19 protein-coding genes and 1 tRNA gene are annotated in these 18506 nt (G+C 59.8%); 4 read left to right on the forward strand and 16 right to left on the reverse strand.

Going from position 1 to position 18506, the window contains the following annotated elements:
• Positions 1-9 precede the first annotated feature (9 nt).
• The 8 genes from AC0IYN_RS03000 to dapA form a co-directional block, all read right to left on the reverse strand.
• A complete protein-coding gene (locus AC0IYN_RS03000) occupies positions 10-1083 on the reverse strand; it encodes an aldose 1-epimerase family protein (RefSeq protein WP_406598112.1) in 1074 nt (357 codons plus the stop codon).
• The gene (gene fucP / locus AC0IYN_RS03005; protein WP_406598111.1) at positions 1080-2411 is read right to left on the reverse strand and encodes an L-fucose:H+ symporter permease; all 1332 of its coding nucleotides are present in this window, start codon (positions 2409-2411) and stop codon (positions 1080-1082) included. Before fucP ends, AC0IYN_RS03000 begins: the two co-directional genes overlap by 4 nt.
• 67 nt (positions 2412-2478) lie before the next feature.
• Positions 2479-3399: a ribokinase gene (gene rbsK, locus AC0IYN_RS03010; RefSeq protein WP_457239089.1), complete on the reverse strand. Its 921-nt coding sequence runs from the start codon at positions 3397-3399 to the stop codon at positions 2479-2481.
• Between the two features lie 371 nt (positions 3400-3770).
• Positions 3771-3860, reverse strand: a tRNA-Ser gene (locus AC0IYN_RS03015).
• A gap of 83 nt (positions 3861-3943) precedes the next feature.
• The gene (purC, locus tag AC0IYN_RS03020) at positions 3944-4657 is read right to left on the reverse strand and encodes a phosphoribosylaminoimidazolesuccinocarboxamide synthase (RefSeq protein ID WP_010212191.1); all 714 of its coding nucleotides are present in this window, start codon (positions 4655-4657) and stop codon (positions 3944-3946) included.
• Between the two features lie 27 nt (positions 4658-4684).
• Positions 4685-5443, reverse strand: coding sequence for an MBL fold metallo-hydrolase (locus AC0IYN_RS03025; protein ID WP_078047352.1), 759 nt, complete (start codon positions 5441-5443; stop codon positions 4685-4687).
• 4 nt (positions 5444-5447) lie between these two features.
• A complete protein-coding gene (gene bamC / locus AC0IYN_RS03030) occupies positions 5448-6563 on the reverse strand; it encodes an outer membrane protein assembly factor BamC (protein WP_457231611.1) in 1116 nt (371 codons plus the stop codon).
• Between the two features lie 17 nt (positions 6564-6580).
• A complete protein-coding gene (dapA, locus tag AC0IYN_RS03035; protein ID WP_078047350.1) occupies positions 6581-7459 on the reverse strand; it encodes a 4-hydroxy-tetrahydrodipicolinate synthase in 879 nt (292 codons plus the stop codon).
• Positions 7460-7732: 273 nt separating this feature from the next.
• Between dapA and AC0IYN_RS03040 the strand changes: the two genes are divergently transcribed.
• Both AC0IYN_RS03040 and AC0IYN_RS03045 read left to right on the forward strand, forming a co-directional pair.
• Positions 7733-8293 carry a glycine cleavage system transcriptional repressor gene (locus AC0IYN_RS03040; RefSeq protein WP_003172487.1) on the forward strand — a complete coding sequence of 187 codons (561 nt, stop codon included), beginning with the start codon at positions 7733-7735 and terminating at the stop codon, positions 8291-8293.
• A gap of 10 nt (positions 8294-8303) precedes the next feature.
• A complete protein-coding gene (locus AC0IYN_RS03045) occupies positions 8304-8777 on the forward strand; it encodes a peroxiredoxin (RefSeq protein WP_406598108.1) in 474 nt (157 codons plus the stop codon).
• A 114-nt stretch (positions 8778-8891) separates the two neighbouring features.
• Here AC0IYN_RS03045 and AC0IYN_RS03050 read toward each other — a convergent pair whose 3' ends face one another.
• A complete protein-coding gene (locus tag AC0IYN_RS03050) occupies positions 8892-9962 on the reverse strand; it encodes an AI-2E family transporter (RefSeq protein ID WP_012722771.1) in 1071 nt (356 codons plus the stop codon).
• 30 nt (positions 9963-9992) lie between these two features.
• Positions 9993-10232 carry a sulfurtransferase TusA family protein gene (locus AC0IYN_RS03055; protein ID WP_200623288.1) on the reverse strand — a complete coding sequence of 80 codons (240 nt, stop codon included), beginning with the start codon at positions 10230-10232 and terminating at the stop codon, positions 9993-9995.
• 95 nt (positions 10233-10327) lie between these two features.
• On the opposite strand from AC0IYN_RS03055, the gene AC0IYN_RS03060 reads away from it, so the two are divergent.
• Positions 10328-11761, forward strand: coding sequence for a M48 family metalloprotease (locus tag AC0IYN_RS03060; protein WP_078047349.1), 1434 nt, complete (start codon positions 10328-10330; stop codon positions 11759-11761).
• A gap of 65 nt (positions 11762-11826) precedes the next feature.
• Here AC0IYN_RS03060 and AC0IYN_RS03065 read toward each other — a convergent pair whose 3' ends face one another.
• The 4 genes from AC0IYN_RS03065 to rpoE all read right to left on the reverse strand — a co-directional run bounded on the left by AC0IYN_RS03065 (position 11827) and on the right by rpoE (position 15680).
• Positions 11827-13266 carry a DegQ family serine endoprotease gene (locus AC0IYN_RS03065; protein WP_078047348.1) on the reverse strand — a complete coding sequence of 480 codons (1440 nt, stop codon included), beginning with the start codon at positions 13264-13266 and terminating at the stop codon, positions 11827-11829.
• A 234-nt stretch (positions 13267-13500) separates the two neighbouring features.
• Positions 13501-14463: a MucB/RseB C-terminal domain-containing protein gene (locus AC0IYN_RS03070; RefSeq protein ID WP_471840495.1), complete on the reverse strand. Its 963-nt coding sequence runs from the start codon at positions 14461-14463 to the stop codon at positions 13501-13503.
• Positions 14464-14478: 15 nt separating this feature from the next.
• Positions 14479-15066, reverse strand: coding sequence for a sigma-E factor negative regulatory protein (locus AC0IYN_RS03075; RefSeq protein WP_003172479.1), 588 nt, complete (start codon positions 15064-15066; stop codon positions 14479-14481).
• Between the two features lie 32 nt (positions 15067-15098).
• The gene (gene rpoE, locus AC0IYN_RS03080; protein ID WP_003172477.1) at positions 15099-15680 is read right to left on the reverse strand and encodes an RNA polymerase sigma factor RpoE/AlgU; all 582 of its coding nucleotides are present in this window, start codon (positions 15678-15680) and stop codon (positions 15099-15101) included.
• A 463-nt stretch (positions 15681-16143) separates the two neighbouring features.
• Here rpoE and nadB point away from each other — a divergent pair, with 463 nt between their 5' ends.
• Positions 16144-17760 carry an L-aspartate oxidase gene (gene nadB, locus AC0IYN_RS03085; protein ID WP_471840497.1) on the forward strand — a complete coding sequence of 539 codons (1617 nt, stop codon included), beginning with the start codon at positions 16144-16146 and terminating at the stop codon, positions 17758-17760.
• On the opposite strand, the gene AC0IYN_RS03090 is transcribed toward nadB, so the two are convergent.
• Together AC0IYN_RS03090 and AC0IYN_RS03095 are read right to left on the reverse strand one after the other, a co-directional pair.
• The gene (locus AC0IYN_RS03090; protein ID WP_457267054.1) at positions 17729-18175 is read right to left on the reverse strand and encodes a protein YgfX; all 447 of its coding nucleotides are present in this window, start codon (positions 18173-18175) and stop codon (positions 17729-17731) included. The two genes, nadB and AC0IYN_RS03090, sit on opposite strands and share 32 nt — an antisense overlap.
• Positions 18159-18413, reverse strand: a complete 255-nt coding sequence (locus AC0IYN_RS03095) for an FAD assembly factor SdhE (protein ID WP_012722757.1) — start codon at positions 18411-18413, stop codon at positions 18159-18161. Before AC0IYN_RS03095 ends, AC0IYN_RS03090 begins: the two co-directional genes overlap by 17 nt.
• Between the last annotated feature and the right edge of the window lie 93 nt (positions 18414-18506).

Here is an 18506-nt window from a genome sequence, read left to right on the forward strand (position 1 = left end):
CGCACCTCATCAGCCGCCTAGCTCATCCCGCAGGCGGCGCCGTTCTTCAGCCGACAAATAGCCGGTGCTCACGCTGAACAATGCCTGTTGTCCGCCGGCCAATGAACGCACATTGCCTTTGGTTTTTTCTGCCAGGTAGCCCTCGGGTTCGCAGGTAGAAGGCAAGACAAATGCGGCGACGCCCTGGTCAGCGTTATGCAGGACCCAGCGGGTGGCATGGGAGAACTGATCGGGCCGGTAGTGGGTGTAGAACGCCGACCCTTCGGGATGGTCCAGCAGAAAATGCGCATTGCCTGCGGCATCGGCTGGAACCTCTTCGAAGAAACAGACGATTTCCGGATCATGCAGCGCGGGGCTGTCCAGGCTGCTCAGGCGTGAAGGGTCGCGGCTCAGCTCAGCCATGTAGGCCGACCACTCGGGGGTTGGCTTGACGTGGGCCGGCACGCTGCTGCGTACGCGCACCCGGGCGCCGGCCAGGGGCTCGACAAAGCGCGCGCCAGGCATGTAGGCGTAGTTCATGTGGGCCATGTACATCAGTTCCATGGCCTTACCCGCGAGATTAGTGACCGCCATGCCGATATCAAATACCCCCGAGCCGGCCCGCAGGGTCAGCGTGGGTGTGGCCCGATAGTGGTCGCCGAACCCCTGCACATACTCGTAATCGCCACCCAGGCGCAGGTACAGGCCCGCAGCGTCTTCGCCCACTTCCAGCCAGGCTGCGTCCATTGGTGCGCAGGGCATTTCGCCGTGCAGCGGGTGGTCGTCGCTTGGGGTCGGGCAGCCATTGCGCAACAGCCCGGCGTGAAACATAAAGCATCCGTAGGTGCCAATTACCGTTGCGCTGGGCTTTGGCTGGCGGAACATATTGCGCATGGTCAACTCGCAGCCGTCAAAGGTCGCGGACCAAATCATCTGCCCCTGATAAGGCAAGGCCACCACGCGACCACGGGCATTTTCCAACGCCAGGGCCTTGACCCCACTGGGGTAGGTCCAGGCCAGCACGCGAAAATCAGCCGATTGCAGCAGGGTTTTCTCTGCCCCGCTGAATTGCTCGGGAGACAAGGCCAGGGTGAAGGTTTTCATGAGGCCACCACGGCGCCAGCCCTAGGCTGTGTGGCGCGACTGTGGCGCATGCAGGAATAGGCGTAGGCCACAATCACCACGAAACACAGCAGGGGCACGCTGTAGGCCAGTTGCATATTGCCGTGGGTGGCATCTGACAGCAGGCCTTGGAACACCGGGATCACCCCGCCGCCGACGATGCTCATCACCAGCAGTGAACCACCGACGCTGGTGTCTTCACCCAGCCCTTCAATCGTCAGGCCATAAATGGTCGGCCAGCACGGCCCGAGGAAAATGCTCACCGCGACCGCCGCGTACACTGCGCTGATATTCGGCACCAGGATGGTATAGGCAAGCAAGACAATGGTCAGCACGCCATAGATCGCCAGGACCTTGGCCGGGTGCAGCTTGCGCATCAACAGGTTGGCGATCATCTTGCCGACGAAATAGGCGGCAAAGGTCGTCAGCAGGAACCATGACGCGCTGCGCTCGTTCATCCCGCCCATTTGCATCGCCAAGCGAATGGTGAAGCTCCATACCCCGACTTGAGCCCCCACATACAGAAACTGCGCCAGCACGCCGAAGGTAAAGCGCGGGTTGCGCGATAAGCGCGCCAGGCTCTGGCCGAGACTGGGCTTTTTCACGTCGGCCTTGGCGTTGCCCCGGCATGCGGGGAAGCGGGTAATGGCGATCAGGATGAACATCAGCACCAGCACCGCGATCATCCATTTGTAGGGCAGCAGGGTCGACTGGATCATTTCCAACTGCTGGATGGCCGCCTCGGAGGCGCTCATTTGCGTCAACTGTTCGTGGGTGGCGTCGGTGTCCTTGAACATCACAAAGCTACCGACATACACCCCCGCCATGGCGCCGAACGGGTGGAAGGTCTGCGAGATGTTCAGACGGCGGGTGCCGGTTTCCCGTGGTCCCATCAACGTCGAATAGGTGTTGCAGGCGGTTTCGAGAAACGACAGCCCGCACGCGATCACAAACAGCGCCATCAGGAACATGCCGTAGGTGGCAGTGGAGGCCGCAGGAAAGAACAGCGCGCAGCCCGCCATGTAAAGCATCAAGCCCACCAGGATCGTGCTTTTGTAGCCGAAGCGACGCACCACCATGGCCGCCGGAATCGCCACGAAAAAGTAGCCCAGGTAAAACGCCGACTGCACAAAGGCGGTCTGAAAATCGCTGAGCAAAAAGGCTTTCTTGAAGTGCGCGATCAGCACGTCATTCATGCTGGCCGCCGCCGCCCACAGGGCAAAAATACTGCACAGCAGCAAAAACGCGAACCAAGGCGTGCGGTTGAGGTAGAAACCATCGGCGGTCTGTTGGAGCGGGACTTTTGTCATTGTTATTCTCCGTGGGATATAGGGCGCACCAGCCATGCTGGGATCGCCAACATCGGTGATAGAGGAATCAGCGCGGGTCCAAAAACTCCGCGAACCGGGCAGCATCCGGGTAGGAACTCTGGGTACCGAGGCCTGTGACCGAACAGGCGGAATACGCCACAGCCCGAGTCATGGCCGCACGCATATCGCCCTGCTGGGTCCAGTAGTGGGCAAAGCAACCGATAAAGGCGTCACCCGCGCCGGTGGTATCCCGGGCCTCGACCTTGCGGCCAGGCACATGAAACTCACCCTCCTCGCCCACATACAGCGCGCCCTGTTCACCCAGGGTGACGATGACATGGCGAATGCCCTGGACGACCAATTCCCGCGCGGCCAGCAACGCACTCTCAGGCCCCTCGACCGGCTTGCCGGTGATCAGCGAGAGTTCGCTTTCGTTAGGGATGAAAAAGTCCAGCTGCGCCAGATGCTCTCGGCTCAAACCTGCGACCGCAGGGGCCGGGTTGAGCAACACCGGAATAACGTGGCGCTTGGCAAACTCAATGGCGTAGTAGACGGTCGCCAAGTCGATTTCCAACTGCAAGACGATGAGCTTGCATTCGCGCAAAGCCGCTTGTGCGGCGTCGATATCGGCAGGCTTCAAATGCGCGTTGGCGCCTTTGACGATGAGAATGCTGTTGTGGGAATCGCGCTGCACAAAGATCGGCGCCACGCCGCTGGACACCCCTGGCACCCGCGTGACGTAACGCGAGTCGATGGCATGGCGCTGAAAATTGGCCAGGGTGTTATCGGCAAACATGTCATCGCCCAACTTGGTCAGCATCAACACCTCGCTGCCAAGCTTGGCCGCCGCCACCGCCTGGTTCGCACCCTTGCCGCCACACCCCATGGCAAAGCCCGGGGCTTCTAGGGTCTCGCCCTGGCGGGGCATTCGGTCGATATAGGTAACCAAATCCACCATATTGCTACCGATGACCGCGATCTTATTCATGGATATCTTTACCTTGTGCACGGGGTGGCAGGCACCGCAGCGTCATTATTTTTGTTATTTAAATAACATTTGGTGTGACTATTCAACCTATTTTTTTGAATGCGCGCACATTGAACGGATGCGCGGGCGAGGGAACGCGCAAGTACCGCAAGCGGCGATGCCGTAGGAAGGTCACTCGGTTGGTTAGCAGGGTTGGCAGGACGTGTAAAAAACCCAGCGCGTTCGCCTGGCTTAAAGATGAAAAACCAGCACCCAAGCGAAAGGCGCTTAGGGGACTAGATCACGGGGGAATTCAGGAGGGGATCAATGAAGGAACAGAAACCGCAGAATGCAAAAAGGCCCCGTAAAAACGGGGCCTTTTTGTACTGATATGGCGGAGAGATAGGGATTCGAACCCTAGGTACCGGTGAAGGTACAACGGATTTCGAATCCGTCCCATTCGGCCACTCTGGCATCTCTCCAACGGCGCGCATCATAACAGCATGATTCGTGGATGCAAAGCGCCGAAGCGATTTTTTTCCGTGCTATCAGATGCTTGCGTCGATTAAAGCGGTACGCCGAGACGATTGGCGACTTCTTCGTAGGCTTCGATGACGTCACCGAGGCCCTGGCGGAAGCGGTCCTTGTCCATCTTCTTCTTGGTGTCCTTGTCCCACAGGCGGCAGCCGTCCGGGCTGAATTCGTCGCCCAGGACGATGGAACCGTCGTGGAACACGCCGAATTCGAGCTTGAAGTCCACCAGCAGCAGGCCTGCGTCGTCGAACAGTTTGCTGAGCACGTCGTTGACCTTGAGGGACAACTCCTTCATGCGCGCCAGTTGCTCAGCGGTGCCCCAACCGAATGCCACGACGTGGGATTCGTTGATGAACGGGTCGCCCTTGGCGTCGTCCTTCAGGAACAGTTCGAAGGTGTAGGGATTGAGCTTGAGGCCCTCTTCCACGCCCAGGCGCTTGACCAGGCTGCCGGCGGCGTAGTTACGCACGACGCATTCAACCGGGATCATGTCGAGCTTCTTGACCAGGCACTCGTTGTCGCCCAGCAGCTTGTCGAATTGGGTCGGAATACCGGCCGCTTCGAGCTTTTGCATGATGAAGGCGTTGAACTTGTTGTTCACCATGCCTTTGCGATCAAGTTGTTCGATGCGCTTGCCGTCGAACGCCGAGGTGTCGTTGCGAAACAGCAGGATCAGGCGGTTGGCGTCGTCGGTCTTGTACACCGACTTGGCCTTGCCGCGGTAGAGTTCTTCACGTTTTTCCATGATGGGCTCCGCTTGCTAAATGGTGGGCTAGGCGATGTGTCGCCAGTCGAGCCCTGAATCTTGATCGGCCAGTTGCAGCCAGTCTGGGTCGCACCCGAGAGTGTCGACAAAACATTGCCGGGCCAGCTGCGGCAGGTTGTTCTTGCTGCTCAGGTGGGCCAGGACCAGGTGTTGCAAGTCTTGCCAGCCCAACTCATACACCAGGTACGCCGCCTGGTGGTTGTTCAAATGTCCCAGTTCGCCGCCCACCCGCTGCTTGAGGAAGTAGGGGTAGTGACCGCGAGCCAGCAGGTCTCGGCAGTGGTTGGACTCGATCATCAAGGCATCGAGGTTCCGGTAGCCGTCCAGCACCCTGGCGCAGTAGGAGCCCAGGTCGGTCAGCACGCCGAAACGCCGCTCACCGTCACTGAATACATACTGCGTCGGTTCCTGGGCATCGTGCGCCACGGCAACCACATCGATGCTCAAGGCGCCAATTTGAAGCTGCTCGCCACCGGCCAGGAAACCTGCGGGTTCAATGGGTTTGCGCATCCCGCGCAAGGTACCGCGACTGAGGTACACCGGAAGATTGTAGCGCCGAGACAGCAAACCCACGCCATGCACGTGGTCGGCATGTTCGTGGGTCACCAGAATGGCGCTCAGCTGCGCGGGATGAACCCCCAGGCGCAGCAGGCGCCGCTCGGTTTCCCTTAGCGAGAAACCACAATCCACCAGCACGTACGTGTCGTCGTGGGCGACCAGCGTACCGTTCCCTTGGCTACCGCTGCCGAGAACGGCAAAACGCACTGGATCAGCCCAGGTTGTCTTGAATCACGCCCAACACTTTGCGCGCTGTTTCAGCGGGCGCAACGGTATTGATGTTCTTCTCGACGGTGACTTGCACGCTTTCGCCAACCTTGCTCAAACGAACCTGGTAACGCTCGGCGCGGGTCTCGATCTCTTCCTTGGTCGGCTTGCTGCCGAACAGCTTGCCGAAGAAGCCAGGCTCGTCATCTTTACGCTCGGCTTTTTCAGCCACGTTGATGTAGTACAAACCCAGGCTGCGGTTGATGTCTTCAACACGCCAAGGGCCCTGCTCCAACGCGCGGCCGACACTGGCCCAGGCACGGTCGAGGTCTTCACCCAGGTTCAGCACCACGTTGCCGCTGCCGTCTTCGGTGAGGCTGACGCGGCTCGGGGTGTCGTAATCACGTGCGGCGAGCAGGGAAACGGAACCGCCCTTCTCGGAGATACGGCTCATGCTGGCCAGCATCTCGTCGACCAGCGCCGAGTCGACACCGGTGTTGACCGAGCGGTTGGTGAACTCAACGTTGGCGGTGCTGCCGGCCGGACGCTCGGCGCTGACCACGTAGACTTCACTGGTATTACGCTGCACGCCTGGCTCGATGCGTACACGCACACGGGCTTCGCTGTCGGCGGCGACACCACCGGCCTGCAAGCGCTTGGCCATGGTGGCGGACAGCTCGCTGCCCTGCTGCCACGCCGTGGTGAATTCACCGGTCTGAGGACGCTGTTCGTCGATGCGGAAACCGTTGTCCTGGAAGAACTGCACGGCCACTGGCCAGACTTCGGCAGGTGGGCGCTGAGCCACGATCCAGCGGGAGTCGCCGCTCTTCTGCAGGCTGTAGTCGCTGGCATCCGCTACGGCCGAGATCGGCTGCGGGCGTGGCACCACGTACTCACCCTTGGTGGTGTCGTCGGCAACGTTGCGCGGGATCGGCAGCAACGGGTCAAGACGCTTGGCGACGTTGACGCCTGGCGGCAATTCCATCGGTTTGGTGGGTTGTGCTTCCAGGTAATCGCTGCCGCGGTCACGGAAGTAGCCTTCCGGGCCCCAGATCCAACCGCAGCCACTGGTGCTGGAGATAATCAAGGCAAGTGCGGAAAGTCCGGCCAATCGCTTCATGCGTAGTGCTTCCTCAATTAAACCAGGACGCCGGACTGGCGCAGGGCCTGTCGCAGCGGTTCGTGACAGGCGTCGCTGAGACGGGTGAGCGGCAGACGGATACCGTCCGGCATCATGCCCATTTCAGTCAGTGCCCATTTCACGGGAATAGGGTTGGATTCGATAAACAGTGTCTTGTTGAGCGGCATCAGCTTTTCGTGGATCGCGCGGGCGGTCACGGCGTCGCCGGCAATGGCGGCGGCGCACATTTCGCTCATGGCACGCGGGGCCACGTTGGCGGTCACGGAGATATTGCCTTTACCACCCAGCAGGATCAGCTCTACAGCCGTGGCGTCGTCACCGGAATACACCAGGAAATCGCTGCTCACGCCGGCCAGGATGTCCTTGGCGCGCTGCAGGTCGCCGGTGGCTTCCTTGATACCGATGATGTTCGGCACGGTGGAGAGGCGAATCACCGTCTCGGCCTTCATGTCGCACGCGGTGCGACCCGGCACGTTATAGAGGATCTGCGGAATGTCGACGGCTTCGGCAATGGCGCGGAAGTGCTGGTACAGGCCTTCCTGGGTCGGCTTGTTGTAGTACGGGGTCACCAGCAGGCAGGCATCGGCGCCGGCCTTCTTGGCATTTTTGGTCAGCTCGATCGCTTCACGCGTCGAGTTGGCGCCCGTACCGGCGATCACGGCGATACGGCCCGCGACACGCTTGACCACGAATTCGATCACCTGGATGTGCTCTTCCACATCGAGGGTGGCCGATTCACCGGTGGTGCCGACCGCCACGATGGCATTGGTGCCTTCTTGCAGGTGGAAGTCCACCAGTTTGCCCAGGCTGTCCCAGTCGAGATGACCTTGTGCATCCATGGGTGTGACCAGTGCCACCATACTGCCCGCAATCATGCAACCGCTCCTGCCGGAAAAAGAGAGCCGTAATGGTACTGGCGCCAAGATGCTTGCACAAGCGAAGTACCGCCTGAGGATGCGTTCTGGCGCAACTAAACGACGGGCAATGCCATCATTGGGCAAAAGCACGCCTTGAAGCACGCTGAAATCAGACCGTTCACGTAATGAAAACGCCACCTCCTATCCCTTGGCGACGGTTTTCGCTACCCTTCATCCTTTGATCGATACGGCCCTCACGGTATCGACCGCTCATCGTTTTAGGAAGGCTGCATGTCCACCCCCACAGTTCGCGAACAATTCCTTGTTATCAGTGCCCTCGGCGCCAACCCCATGGAGCTGACCAACGTCCTGTGCCGCGCCAGCCATGAAAACCGCTGCGCCGTCGTGACCTCGCGCCTGACCCGCCATGGCGAGTGCAGCGCGCTGGTCCTGCAGATCTCCGGCACCTGGGATGCCCTGGCGCGCCTGGAAACCGGCCTGCCAGGCCTGGCCAAGAAGCACGACTTCACTGTCAATGTAGTGCGCAGTGCGGCCCTGGAGAATCGTCCCCAGGCGCTGCCTTATGTGGCATATGTCAGCTCCGCCTACCGCTCGGACATCGTCAACGAACTGTGCCAGTTCTTTATCGACCACAACGTCGAGCTGGAGAACCTGACCTGCGACACCTACCAGGCACCGCAGACCGGCGGCACCATGCTCAACGCTACGTTTACCGTAACCTTGCCGGCTGGCGTGCAGATCAGCTGGTTGCGCGACCAGTTCCTGGATTTCGCCGATGCCCTGAACCTCGACGCCTTGATCGAGCCATGGCGCCCACAGAACCCAATGTAAGGAAGTTTTCATGGCGGTAGTCATCGACAAACCCGTAGCCGATTTCGAAGCCCAGGCCACCAGCGGCCAGACCTTCAGCCTTGCAGCCCTCAAAGGCAAGCAAGTGGTGATCTACTTCTACCCGAAGGACAGCACGCCGGGCTGCACCACCGAAGGCCAGGGCTTTCGTGACCAATACACAGCGTTCAAGGCCGCCAACACCGAGGTGTTCGGCGTGTCGCGCGACAGCGTGAAGTCCCACGAGAACTTCAAGGGCAAGCAGGAATTCCCCTTCGAGCTGATCAGCGACAAGGATGAAGCAGTTTGCCAGCTGTTTGATGTGATCAAGCTGAAGAAGCTGTACGGCAAGGAATACCTGGGCGTGGATCGCAGCACCTTCCTGATCGACAGCGAAGGTGTGCTGCGCCAGGAATGGCGTGGTGTGAAAGTGCCGGGCCACGTGGATGCCGTTTTGGCGGCGGCGCAGGCGCTGAACAAGGCTTGATCGCTGCGGCGTCCTTTGGATTGTCATCGCCGGCAAGCCGGCCCCTACATTTGTTACACATCCTTTGTAGGAGCCGGCTTGCCGGCGATGACGCCCCCAACCCCACCGCAATGTTCAAAGCAACGGCGCAACCACCGGTTCCTGCCGCGGCCACGCATCCAGCACCGCCTTAAACAGCGTCGCCAGCGGGATCGCAAAGAACACGCCCCAGAATCCCCACAGCCCACCAAACAACAGCACCGCACAGATGATCGCGACCGGGTGCAGGTTGACCGCCTCCGAGAACAGCAGCGGCACCAGCACGTTGCCATCCAGGGTCTGGATGATCCCGTATACCGCCATCAGGTAGATGAACTGGTCGCTCCAGCCCCACTGGAACAAGGCGATCAAGGTCACGGGTACTGTCACGACCACGGCGCCGACATAGGGCACCACCACTGAAATACCGACAAGCAAAGCCAGCAAGGCCGCGTAGTTCAGGTCCAGTGCAATAAACGCGATGTAGGTCACGCCTCCGCAGATAATGATCTCGATGACCTTGCCACGGATGTAGTTGGCGATCTGCCGGTTCATTTCCTCGGCTACCCGAGTGATCAGCGCTCGCTCACGCGGCAGATAGCCACGCACCCAGCGGCCGATCATGGCGCGATCCTTGAGGAAGAAAAACACCAGGATCGGCACCAGCACCAGGTAGATCATGATGTTGACCAGCAGCGGCAGGCTGGACAGGGAAAAGGTCAGCGCCCATTGGCCAAACTTGCCTATCTCGCCGCGCGCCACTTCGATGGCTTGCAACACCTGCTCGTCGGACACCAGGTGCGGGTAGCGCTCCGGCAACAGCAGCAACAGCGACTGCCACTTGGCGAGCATGCCTGGCAACTCGTTGAACAGCGTAATCAGTTGGTGCCACAGCAGCGGCAACACCACCACGATAAACAACACCAGCAGGCCCATGAACAAGGCGAAAACCAGCCCTACTGCGGCTCCGCCTGGCAAGCGCAAGCGTTCCAGGGTGGTGACCAGGCCTTGCATCAAGTAAGCCAGCACCATCCCCGCCAATACAGGCGCCAGCATGCCGCCCAAGGTGAGCACGGCCGTAAAGGCCAGAAACAGCAGGACCGCCAGCACCACCGCTTCCTCATCGGAGAAGTAGCGCTGAATCCAGTCTCGTAACACTTTGAACATCAATCAACCTCGGGTGATGGGGCAAACGGTTCAGGCCTTGCGCAACCAGTAACGGTACACACCGCCAGCGTCCTCTTCATGCAACAGGGTGTGGCCGGCCAGCTTGGCAAAGGTACGGAAATCACGCTGGGAGCCCGCATCCGTGGCGATCACCTTGAGCACTGCGCCGCTGGCCAAACGGTTGAGTTCCAGCTTGGCCTTGAGCAAGGGCAACGGGCAATTGAGGCCGCTGGCGTCGAGTTCGGCATCAAAGGCTACAGCGTCGGTCATGGTTTTACTCCGGACACGCGTTTGGGTTGCTTAGAATATCTGGTCCGAAGCTCAGTGTCCGGCTACAGTAAGCTCTTTGTCGAAAGGCTTTGTGCATGACTTTTTTGCGCCCTACCCTGCTGACGCTGGCTTGCCTGCTGGCCTCCCCAGGCTTCGCTGACGACCTGCCGTCACTTGGCGACGCCAGTTCTGCCATTGTCTCGCCACAACAGGAATACCAGCTGGGCCGCGCCTGGTTGGCCTACCTGCGGGGCCAGGTCTCGCAACTCAACGACCCGCAGCTCAAGGACTACGTCGAAACCAGCGTGTACAAACTGGTGGAGACCAGCCAGGTCAACGACCGGCGCCTGGAGTTCATCCTGATCAACAGCCCGCAATTGAACGCCTTTGCCGCACCTGGCGGGATTGTCGGCGTCAACGGTGGCCTGTTCCTCAACGCCCAGACCGAAGGGGAATATGCCTCGGTACTGGCTCACGAATTGGCGCATTTGTCCCAACGTCACTTCGCCCGTGGCGTTGAAGCGCAACAGCGTATGCAACTGCCGATGATGGCTGCCCTGCTCGGCGGCATCATTGCGGCAGCCGCCGGCGCCGGTGATGCCGGTATTGCCGCCATCGCCGGTACCCAGGCCGCCGCCATCCAGGAGCAACGCCGGTTCTCACGCCAGAACGAACAGGAAGCAGACCGTATCGGCATTCTCAACCTGGAAAAAGCCGGCTACGACCCACGCTCCATGCCGACCATGTTCGAGCGCCTGATGCGCCAGTACCGCTTCGATGCCAAGCCACCGGAATTCCTGCTGACGCACCCGGTTACCGAGTCGCGGATCGCCGACACGCGCAACCGTGCCGAGCAGGCCAAGCCAGGCGGCAAGGAAGACAGCCTGCGCTATCAACTGATTCGGGCGCGGGTGCAGTTGCAATACGAAGACACTTCGGGCCTCGCCGCCAAGCGCTTCCAGGCGCAGTTGGATGAGAACCCAAAGAACGATGTGGCGCGCTACGGCCTGGCTATCGCCCAGATCAAAGGCTCCCAGTTCAAACAGGCACGGGACAATCTGGCGCCGCTGCTGGCCAAGTCCCCCAACGACATCACCTACAACCTGGCGCAGATCCAGTTGGACATCGACAACAGCCGCCTGCCGGATGCCCAGCAACGTACAGATCGGATGCTGACCCAGTATCCGGGCAATTACCCATTGAATCAGGTGCGCGTGGACCTACTGCTGAAGCAGAACCGCACGGCGGATGCGGAGAAGGCGCTGGACAGCCTGCTCAAGTCGCGCCCGGATGACCCGGACGTCTGGTACCAGGTCGCCGAGACACGCGGGTTGTCGGGCAATATCATCGGCCTGCATCAGGCCCGCGCCGAGTACTTTGCATTGGTGGGTGATTTCCAGCAGGCCATTCAACAGTTGGATTTCGCCAAGCGCCGCGCGGGTAACAATTTCCCGCTGTCTTCACGTATCGACGCACGCCAGCGTGAGCTGATCGAACAGGAACGCCTGGTCAAAGGGATGATGAGCTAAACCCATCAGGCACAAAAAAGCCCCGCCCTCGTCAAACGAAGGCGGGGCTTTTTGCTTTTACCGACTTACTCAGCCAGTTTGAAGGTGATGAAGCTCGCACGTCCCTGACGCAGCACACGCATCGACACCGAACGGTTCTTCGGCAACGCCTTGGCGATGTCGGTGAATTGCTTGGTGGTATCGATTGCCTGGTTGTTCAGATGGGTAATGACATCACCTGGCTGCAGGCCGATCAGGGAGGCGGGGCCGTCCTGCACTTCCTTGATCACGACGCCGCTCTTGAGGTCGAAGCTCTTCTTCTGCTCATCGGTCAGTTCGGCCACGGCGATGCCAAGGCGATTGCTGCTGCGCTCGGCACCCGGCTTGGCGTTGCCCAGGGCATCCAGTGTTGCGCCTTCTTCTGGGATCGCGCCCACCGTCAGCTCCACGGTCTGGCGCTTGCCTTCGCGGATCACTTCCAGCTTGGCCTTGCTGCCAGCCTTGAGAGCACCGACCAAGTGCGGCAGGTCAGCCGACATGACAATCGGTTGGCCGTTCATGCTCAGGATCACGTCGCCGACTTGCAGGCCACCCTTGGCAGCCGGGCCATCGTCCTGGATCTGTGCGACCAGGGCACCGGCCGGCTTGTCGAGGCCGAAGGATTCAGCCAGGTCTTTGTTCACTTCCTGGATCACCACGCCCAACCAGCCGCGGCTGACCTTGCCGCCGCTTTTCAGTTGGTTGGAAACATCCATGGCCACGTCGATCGGGATGGCGAACGACACGCCCATGAAGCCACCGGAACGGGTGTAGATCTGCGAGTTGATGCCGACCACTTCGCCCGCCAGGTTGAACAGCGGACCACCGGAGTTACCCGGGTTGATCGGCACGTCGGTCTGGATGAACGGCACGTAGTTTTCGTTCGGCAGGCTGCGGCCAATGGCGCTGACGATACCTTGCGTGACGGTATGGTCAAAACCAAACGGCGACCCGATAGCGACGACCCATTGCCCAGCTTTCAGGTCCTGGGATTTACCCAGCTTAAGCACAGGCAAGTCCTTGCCTTCGATCTTCAGCAACGCCACATCGGAACGAGGGTCGGTGCCGACCAGCTTGGCTTTCAGCTCACTGCGATCGGCCAGGCGCACGAGGATCTCATCGGCGTCGGCAATCACGTGGTTGTTGGTGAGGATATAGCCGTCCGGCGAAATGATGAAGCCCGAGCCCAAGGACTGGGCCTCACGCTGGCCACCACCACCGCCGCGGGGTGCGCGCTGTTGCGGCATGCCACGCTCAAAGAATTCGCGCAGCATTGGCGGCAGGCCTTCCAGGTCTGGCATCTGCTGGTTGGAGACTTTGCGGTCCGGCAGTTTTTGCGTGGTACTGATGTTCACCACCGCAGGCGAGGCTTGCTCAACCAATTGGGTGAAGTCAGGCAGCTCGGCTGCTTGCGCAGGCAAGGCCTGACCCAGCACCAATACCGTGGCGACTATGGTTAGGTAAGACTTTAAACGTGGTATCGACATACAGCTCCCGTTACGACGAGCAGGGTTGAGCGACAGGGTTCAAGAAACGCCGAAAACTGCGACCGACATCTTTGTTCCGCGAACAAAACAAGGCCAGAGCCGACAAGCCCTGACCTATAAAAAACATGAGAGATTTTTGCAAGTGAAAATGCTAATCCAGACATTTCATGCTCTCGGCAGCCAATCTGGCATGGAAATACACTGAAAGGTCAGGATGAACATAGGATTAACGACTCACGGCTGGGTGACTGGCTTTTTTTCGCCGCGCACCGACAACGCGATCCGCTCAGCGGTGCCGATCGGAATTTCACCCACTACCGTCACCATCATCTCGCCATCAACTGTGTTGAGACGACGGGATACAGCGACCGTTGGGCCCAGTTGTGTACGGGTTTCGGTAACGCTCGCGTCGCTGATCGGCTCAAGGAACACCGAGAAACGCGCCAGCCCGTCTTCGTACATCAAGCTGTCGACTGTGGCTTTGGTCTGGGTGTCTTTGCGGGCGCTGGTATTGGTCAACTGAAAGCCCGGTGGCAGCCATTCCAGGTGCCAAATCTCGGTAGACTGCACCTCTGGCGCCTTGCTAGTGGCCACCGCAATAGGTGTGCATTCGCTACTGGACTGCAGATCGCGGTCGTCAGGTATCACCGACGTATTCAGTCGCGTGAACTGGAAGCGCTCTAGCAATTGCCCCTGGTCATTCAACAACAGCGATTTGAGCGGCAGTGCGGTTTCTCGATCCAGGTGCAATTCAAAACCGTAACGGTACTGATCACGCGGCGTGATCGATACGATGACTGCATTTCTACCAGCCACGCGGGATTTGCCAATGACGGCCAGTTCATAGAATTGATTGAGTTTTTGCGGATCAAGCGCACGTGAAGGGGCATCACGTGAATTGCCCAGGCCTGCGACGAGGGTGCCGCTGACACATTGCGTCCGGCCGTCCAACCGCACGACTTCCTGGGCAGAACCATCGAGCTGCAAGAGCCGCTCACGGACCTGACCATCCTGGACACGATGCCAGATGTCATGGGTAGAGAAACTGCCGTTACGTTCGTAGACGAACGTACCTTGAAAGCTTTGCTGCTGCTCTGCACGCCCAAGTCGAGTCAGCCAGTCTTGGGCTTCATCGGCATGGGCGGGGAGTGCAAACCAACCACTGAGCAAAAGCGTAAGGAGCGGTATGGCTCGCATAGAGCTCCTTACGGATTAGCGGTTTTCCAGGCTTGCTGCACGAGCATAGGGCAGAGCGCTTTCAGTGCCTTTCAGGGCCGATTCCTGAGCGTGCTGGCGCAGGTAGCCTGGAAGACGCTGGTCTTGCCAGCCGGATTGCCCTTGCAACACACCGTTGGCCATGGGGCCGGTGGTGTCAGAGCTTTCCTTGTAACCGGCCAGTACTGCTGGGCCTTTGACTTGCGGACCGGCCATGACCGGTTGCTGGGTCTGTTGGGCCAGTTCGGCACCGGCGATTTCGTCCTGGTTGTACAGGCGAACACCGGCCAGCACGGCAACAGTCACCGATGCAGCAACTGCCAGGCGACCCAGGCTACGCCATGGACCACGAGCAGCTTTTGCCGGAACGGCTTCATCAGCCAGCGCAGCAGAAACGGCCGCAGCAATATCCAGACGAGGGATTAGAAGATCCTTGTGCATCACCGCCCGAGCGACTTGGTAACGAGACCAGGTATCACGGGTTTCGGCATCATCAAATGCATTGAGCACTCGACGAAGTTCCAGTTCATCCGCTTCGTTATCCATCACTGCGGACAGCGATTCCTGCAGGGCATCACGACTCATGGCGGTTCCTCTCTTGGCTGTCGCCGCTGTCTTTAGTTCTCTTGCAACAACGGTTGCAAGGCTTTATCGATGGCTTCCCGGGCCCGGAAAATCCGTGACCTTACAGTCCCCACCGGACACTGCATGACGCTCGCAATGTCTTCGTAACTCAGACCATCGAATTCACGTAAAGTTAACGCCGTACGTAAATCTTCTGGCAGTTGCTGAATTGTGCGATGAACGGTGCCTTCGATCTCGTCGCGCAGCAATGCACGCTCCGGCGACTCGAGATCTTTGAGGCCGTGATCACCATCGTAAAATTCTGCATCTTCTGAACTTACATCACTATCCGGTGGGCGGCGCCCGCGAGACACCAGATAGTTCTTCGCCGTGTTGATGGCGATGCGATACAGCCACGTGTAAAACGCACTGTCACCGCGAAAGTTACCAAGTGCACGGTAAGCCTTGATAAAGGCTTCCTGTGCAACGTCCTGCGCTTCATGGGTGTCGTGCACAAACCGCACGATCAACCCGAGAATTTTGTGCTGGTATTTCAGCACTAGCAGATCAAAAGCTCGCTTGTCGCCGCGTTGAACGCGCTCGACCAGCTGCTGATCCTCTTCCTGGGTTAGCATGAACACTCCTCGTTGTACTTGAAGGAGGCTTGCATAACTAAACGATCAGGCTTGCAAACATAGACTCGGTCTTTTCGCAAAAGTTCTCCCCCTTCAAGCAAGTTTCCGGCACGCACTGATTTGGCACACACGAAAAACGCAGTGCGGGCAACGCCGACTGCGCGAATAATCTTGTCGCCGGTTTTCTGACGCGTCCAATGCTCCCGACGGGCCAATAAACTCAACGTTTTCCCAGCTTTCGGGCAACCTGCTATTGAGTCGGGGCTCATGCAAAAAGTTCCCGTTCCAATAACCAGCCGATTTTACCCAAGCCGTGCACCGTAATCTCACATTGCCACGAATGCCCGGCTATTGTGCCGCTCCACCCCTCTATATACTAGTAGCCCGTGTGACCCTTTGATTCGCCGATCCAGGCGTCCTGTTTGCGCCACCTCTTCGGATCGCTTTTTGCGGAATCCCTCCAATGAGCCAACAGTTTCAACACGATGTCCTGGTGATCGGCAGCGGCGCGGCCGGTTTGAGCCTTGCACTCACCCTCCCCAGCCACCTGCGCATCGCGGTACTGAGCAAAGGCGACCTGGCCAATGGCTCGACGTTCTGGGCCCAGGGTGGCGTTGCGGCCGTGCTGGATGACACCGACACGGTGCAATCCCACGTCGAAGACACCCTTAATGCCGGTGGCGGCCTGTGCAATGAACAAGCGGTGCGCTTCACCGTCGAGCACAGCCGCGAGGCGATCCAGTGGCTGATCGATCAAGGTGTTCCGTTTACCCGCGATGAACACGCGGGCAGCGACGACGGCGGTTTCGAGTTCCACCTGACCCGTGAAGGCGGCCACAGCCATCGCCGCATCATTCATGCCGCCGACGCCACTGGCGCTGCGATCTTCAAGACGCTGCTCGACCAAGCCCGGCAGCGCCCCAACATCGAACTGCTCGAACAACGGGTCGCCGTCGACCTGATCACCGAAAAACGCCTGGGCCTCGACGGCGAACGCTGCCTTGGCGCCTACGTGCTCAACCGTGGCAGCGGCGAAGTCGACACCTACGGTGCACGCTTCACCATCCTCGCCTCCGGTGGCGCCGCCAAGGTCTACCTCTACACCAGCAACCCCGACGGCGCCTGTGGGGATGGCATCGCCATGGCCTGGCGTTCGGGCTGCAGGGTGGCGAACCTGGAATTCAACCAGTTCCACCCCACCTGCCTGTATCACCCGCAGGCCAAGAGTTTCCTGATCACTGAAGCCCTGCGTGGCGAAGGCGCGCACCTGAAGCTGCCCAACGGCGAACGCTTCATGCAGCGCTTCGACCCACGCGCCGAACTGGCCCCGCGGGATATCGTCGCCCGCGCCATCGACCATGAAATGAAGCGCCTGGGCGTCGACTGCGTCTACCTGGACATCAGCCACAAGCCCGAAGCCTTCATCAAGACCCACTTCCCCACCGTCTACGAGCGCTGCCTGGCGTTCAACATCGACATCACCAAAGGCCCCATCCCGGTGGTGCCGGCCGCGCACTACACCTGCGGCGGCGTGATGGTTGACCAGCACGGCCGTACCGACGTGCCCGGCCTGTACGCGATTGGCGAAACCAGCTTCACCGGTTTGCACGGCGCCAACCGCATGGCCAGCAACTCGTTGCTCGAGTGCTTCGTCTACGCACGCTCTGCGGCGGCGGACATTCTCGAACAACTGCCACGCATTCCTGTGCCTGCCGCCCTGCCCCGCTGGGACGCCAGCCAGGTCACCGATTCGGACGAAGACGTGATCATCGCGCACAACTGGGACGAACTGCGCCGCTTCATGTGGGACTACGTAGGAATCGTGCGCACCAACAAGCGCCTGCAACGCGCGCAACATCGCGTACGGCTGCTGCTGGATGAAATCGACGAGTTCTACAGCAACTACAAAGTCAGCCGCGACCTGATCGAGCTGCGCAACCTGGCCCAGGTGGCCGAACTGATGATCCGCTCGGCGATGGAGCGCAAGGAAAGCCGCGGCCTGCATTACACCCTCGACTACCCGCAGATGCTACCCGAGGCCCGCGACACTATCCTGGTGCCAACCACCTACGGCGGCTGAACTTGAGCCGCACGCGCAGGCGCCGATGCACATCGGCGACCAGCGCATCCCTGGGCACGCAGACCGTACGCACCCGCCATTCACCGGGTACTCGGTAACGCAGCACGACGATCAATGGCAGGGCGAGGCTGTCGGGACGCAACTGCACGCTGCGCCAGCCGTGCTCGGCGCTCAATAGCTGCCAGCCATCCGCGTCGCGGCGCAGGCCACGAATCGACGAACGGTGTGTCAGCAGGACGGCGCGCGGCAAAACCCAGACGGCGTGCGCCAGGCACAACAGCAGGCCAAGGCTTGAATAAGACAGATCGAGAAACAAAAGCGCACCCAGCGCAAACAGCTGGGCAAGGAGATACGCCGCCAGCAACAGCCGTGAGGCCTGCCAGCGGCATTCAAAGCGATTACTTGGGCTGGACACGGTCCAGGATCATCCGAACCATGCGCTGCAGCTCCGGATCTTCAGATTCGGCACGCTCCATGAACCAGCCGAACATGTCCTGATCCTCGCAAGTCAGCAGCCTGACGTAGAGGTCGCGATCCACCTGGTTGAGCGTTGCGTACACTTCTTTGGTGAAAGGCACCAGCAACACATCCAACTCCAGCATGCCACGACGGCTGTGCCAGTAGAGGCGATTGATTTCTACTTCTTCGACCATGGAGCGCTCCTCAAATAGGCGGCAAGTATACAGGCCAGACGGCACCGGAACAGTCGGCTTTGGTCGCCCCATACGGAAACTATCCATTTGCCG

It is taken from the genome of Pseudomonas sp. AC112, from assembly GCF_979253545.1.

Coding starts and splice junctions, on each gene's coding strand:
- AC0IYN_RS03000 (WP_406598112.1), bottom strand. CDS start 1,083: ATGAAAACCTTCACCCTGGCCTTGTCTCCCGAGCAATTCAGCGGGGCA.
- fucP (WP_406598111.1), bottom strand. CDS start 2,411: ATGACAAAAGTCCCGCTCCAACAGACCGCCGATGGTTTCTACCTCAAC.
- rbsK (WP_457239089.1), bottom strand. CDS start 3,399: ATGAATAAGATCGCGGTCATCGGTAGCAATATGGTGGATTTGGTTACC.
- purC (WP_010212191.1), bottom strand. CDS start 4,657: ATGGAAAAACGTGAAGAACTCTACCGCGGCAAGGCCAAGTCGGTGTAC.
- bamC (WP_457231611.1), bottom strand. CDS start 6,563: ATGAAGCGATTGGCCGGACTTTCCGCACTTGCCTTGATTATCTCCAGC.
- dapA (WP_078047350.1), bottom strand. CDS start 7,459: ATGATTGCGGGCAGTATGGTGGCACTGGTCACACCCATGGATGCACAA.
- AC0IYN_RS03040 (WP_003172487.1), top strand. CDS start 7,733: ATGTCCACCCCCACAGTTCGCGAACAATTCCTTGTTATCAGTGCCCTC.
- AC0IYN_RS03045 (WP_406598108.1), top strand. CDS start 8,304: ATGGCGGTAGTCATCGACAAACCCGTAGCCGATTTCGAAGCCCAGGCC.
- AC0IYN_RS03050 (WP_012722771.1), bottom strand. CDS start 9,962: ATGTTCAAAGTGTTACGAGACTGGATTCAGCGCTACTTCTCCGATGAG.
- AC0IYN_RS03055 (WP_200623288.1), bottom strand. CDS start 10,232: ATGACCGACGCTGTAGCCTTTGATGCCGAACTCGACGCCAGCGGCCTC.
- AC0IYN_RS03060 (WP_078047349.1), top strand. CDS start 10,328: ATGACTTTTTTGCGCCCTACCCTGCTGACGCTGGCTTGCCTGCTGGCC.
- AC0IYN_RS03065 (WP_078047348.1), bottom strand. CDS start 13,266: ATGTCGATACCACGTTTAAAGTCTTACCTAACCATAGTCGCCACGGTA.
- AC0IYN_RS03070 (WP_471840495.1), bottom strand. CDS start 14,463: ATGCGAGCCATACCGCTCCTTACGCTTTTGCTCAGTGGTTGGTTTGCA.
- AC0IYN_RS03075 (WP_003172479.1), bottom strand. CDS start 15,066: ATGAGTCGTGATGCCCTGCAGGAATCGCTGTCCGCAGTGATGGATAAC.
- rpoE (WP_003172477.1), bottom strand. CDS start 15,680: ATGCTAACCCAGGAAGAGGATCAGCAGCTGGTCGAGCGCGTTCAACGC.
- nadB (WP_471840497.1), top strand. CDS start 16,144: ATGAGCCAACAGTTTCAACACGATGTCCTGGTGATCGGCAGCGGCGCG.
- AC0IYN_RS03095 (WP_012722757.1), bottom strand. CDS start 18,413: ATGGTCGAAGAAGTAGAAATCAATCGCCTCTACTGGCACAGCCGTCGT.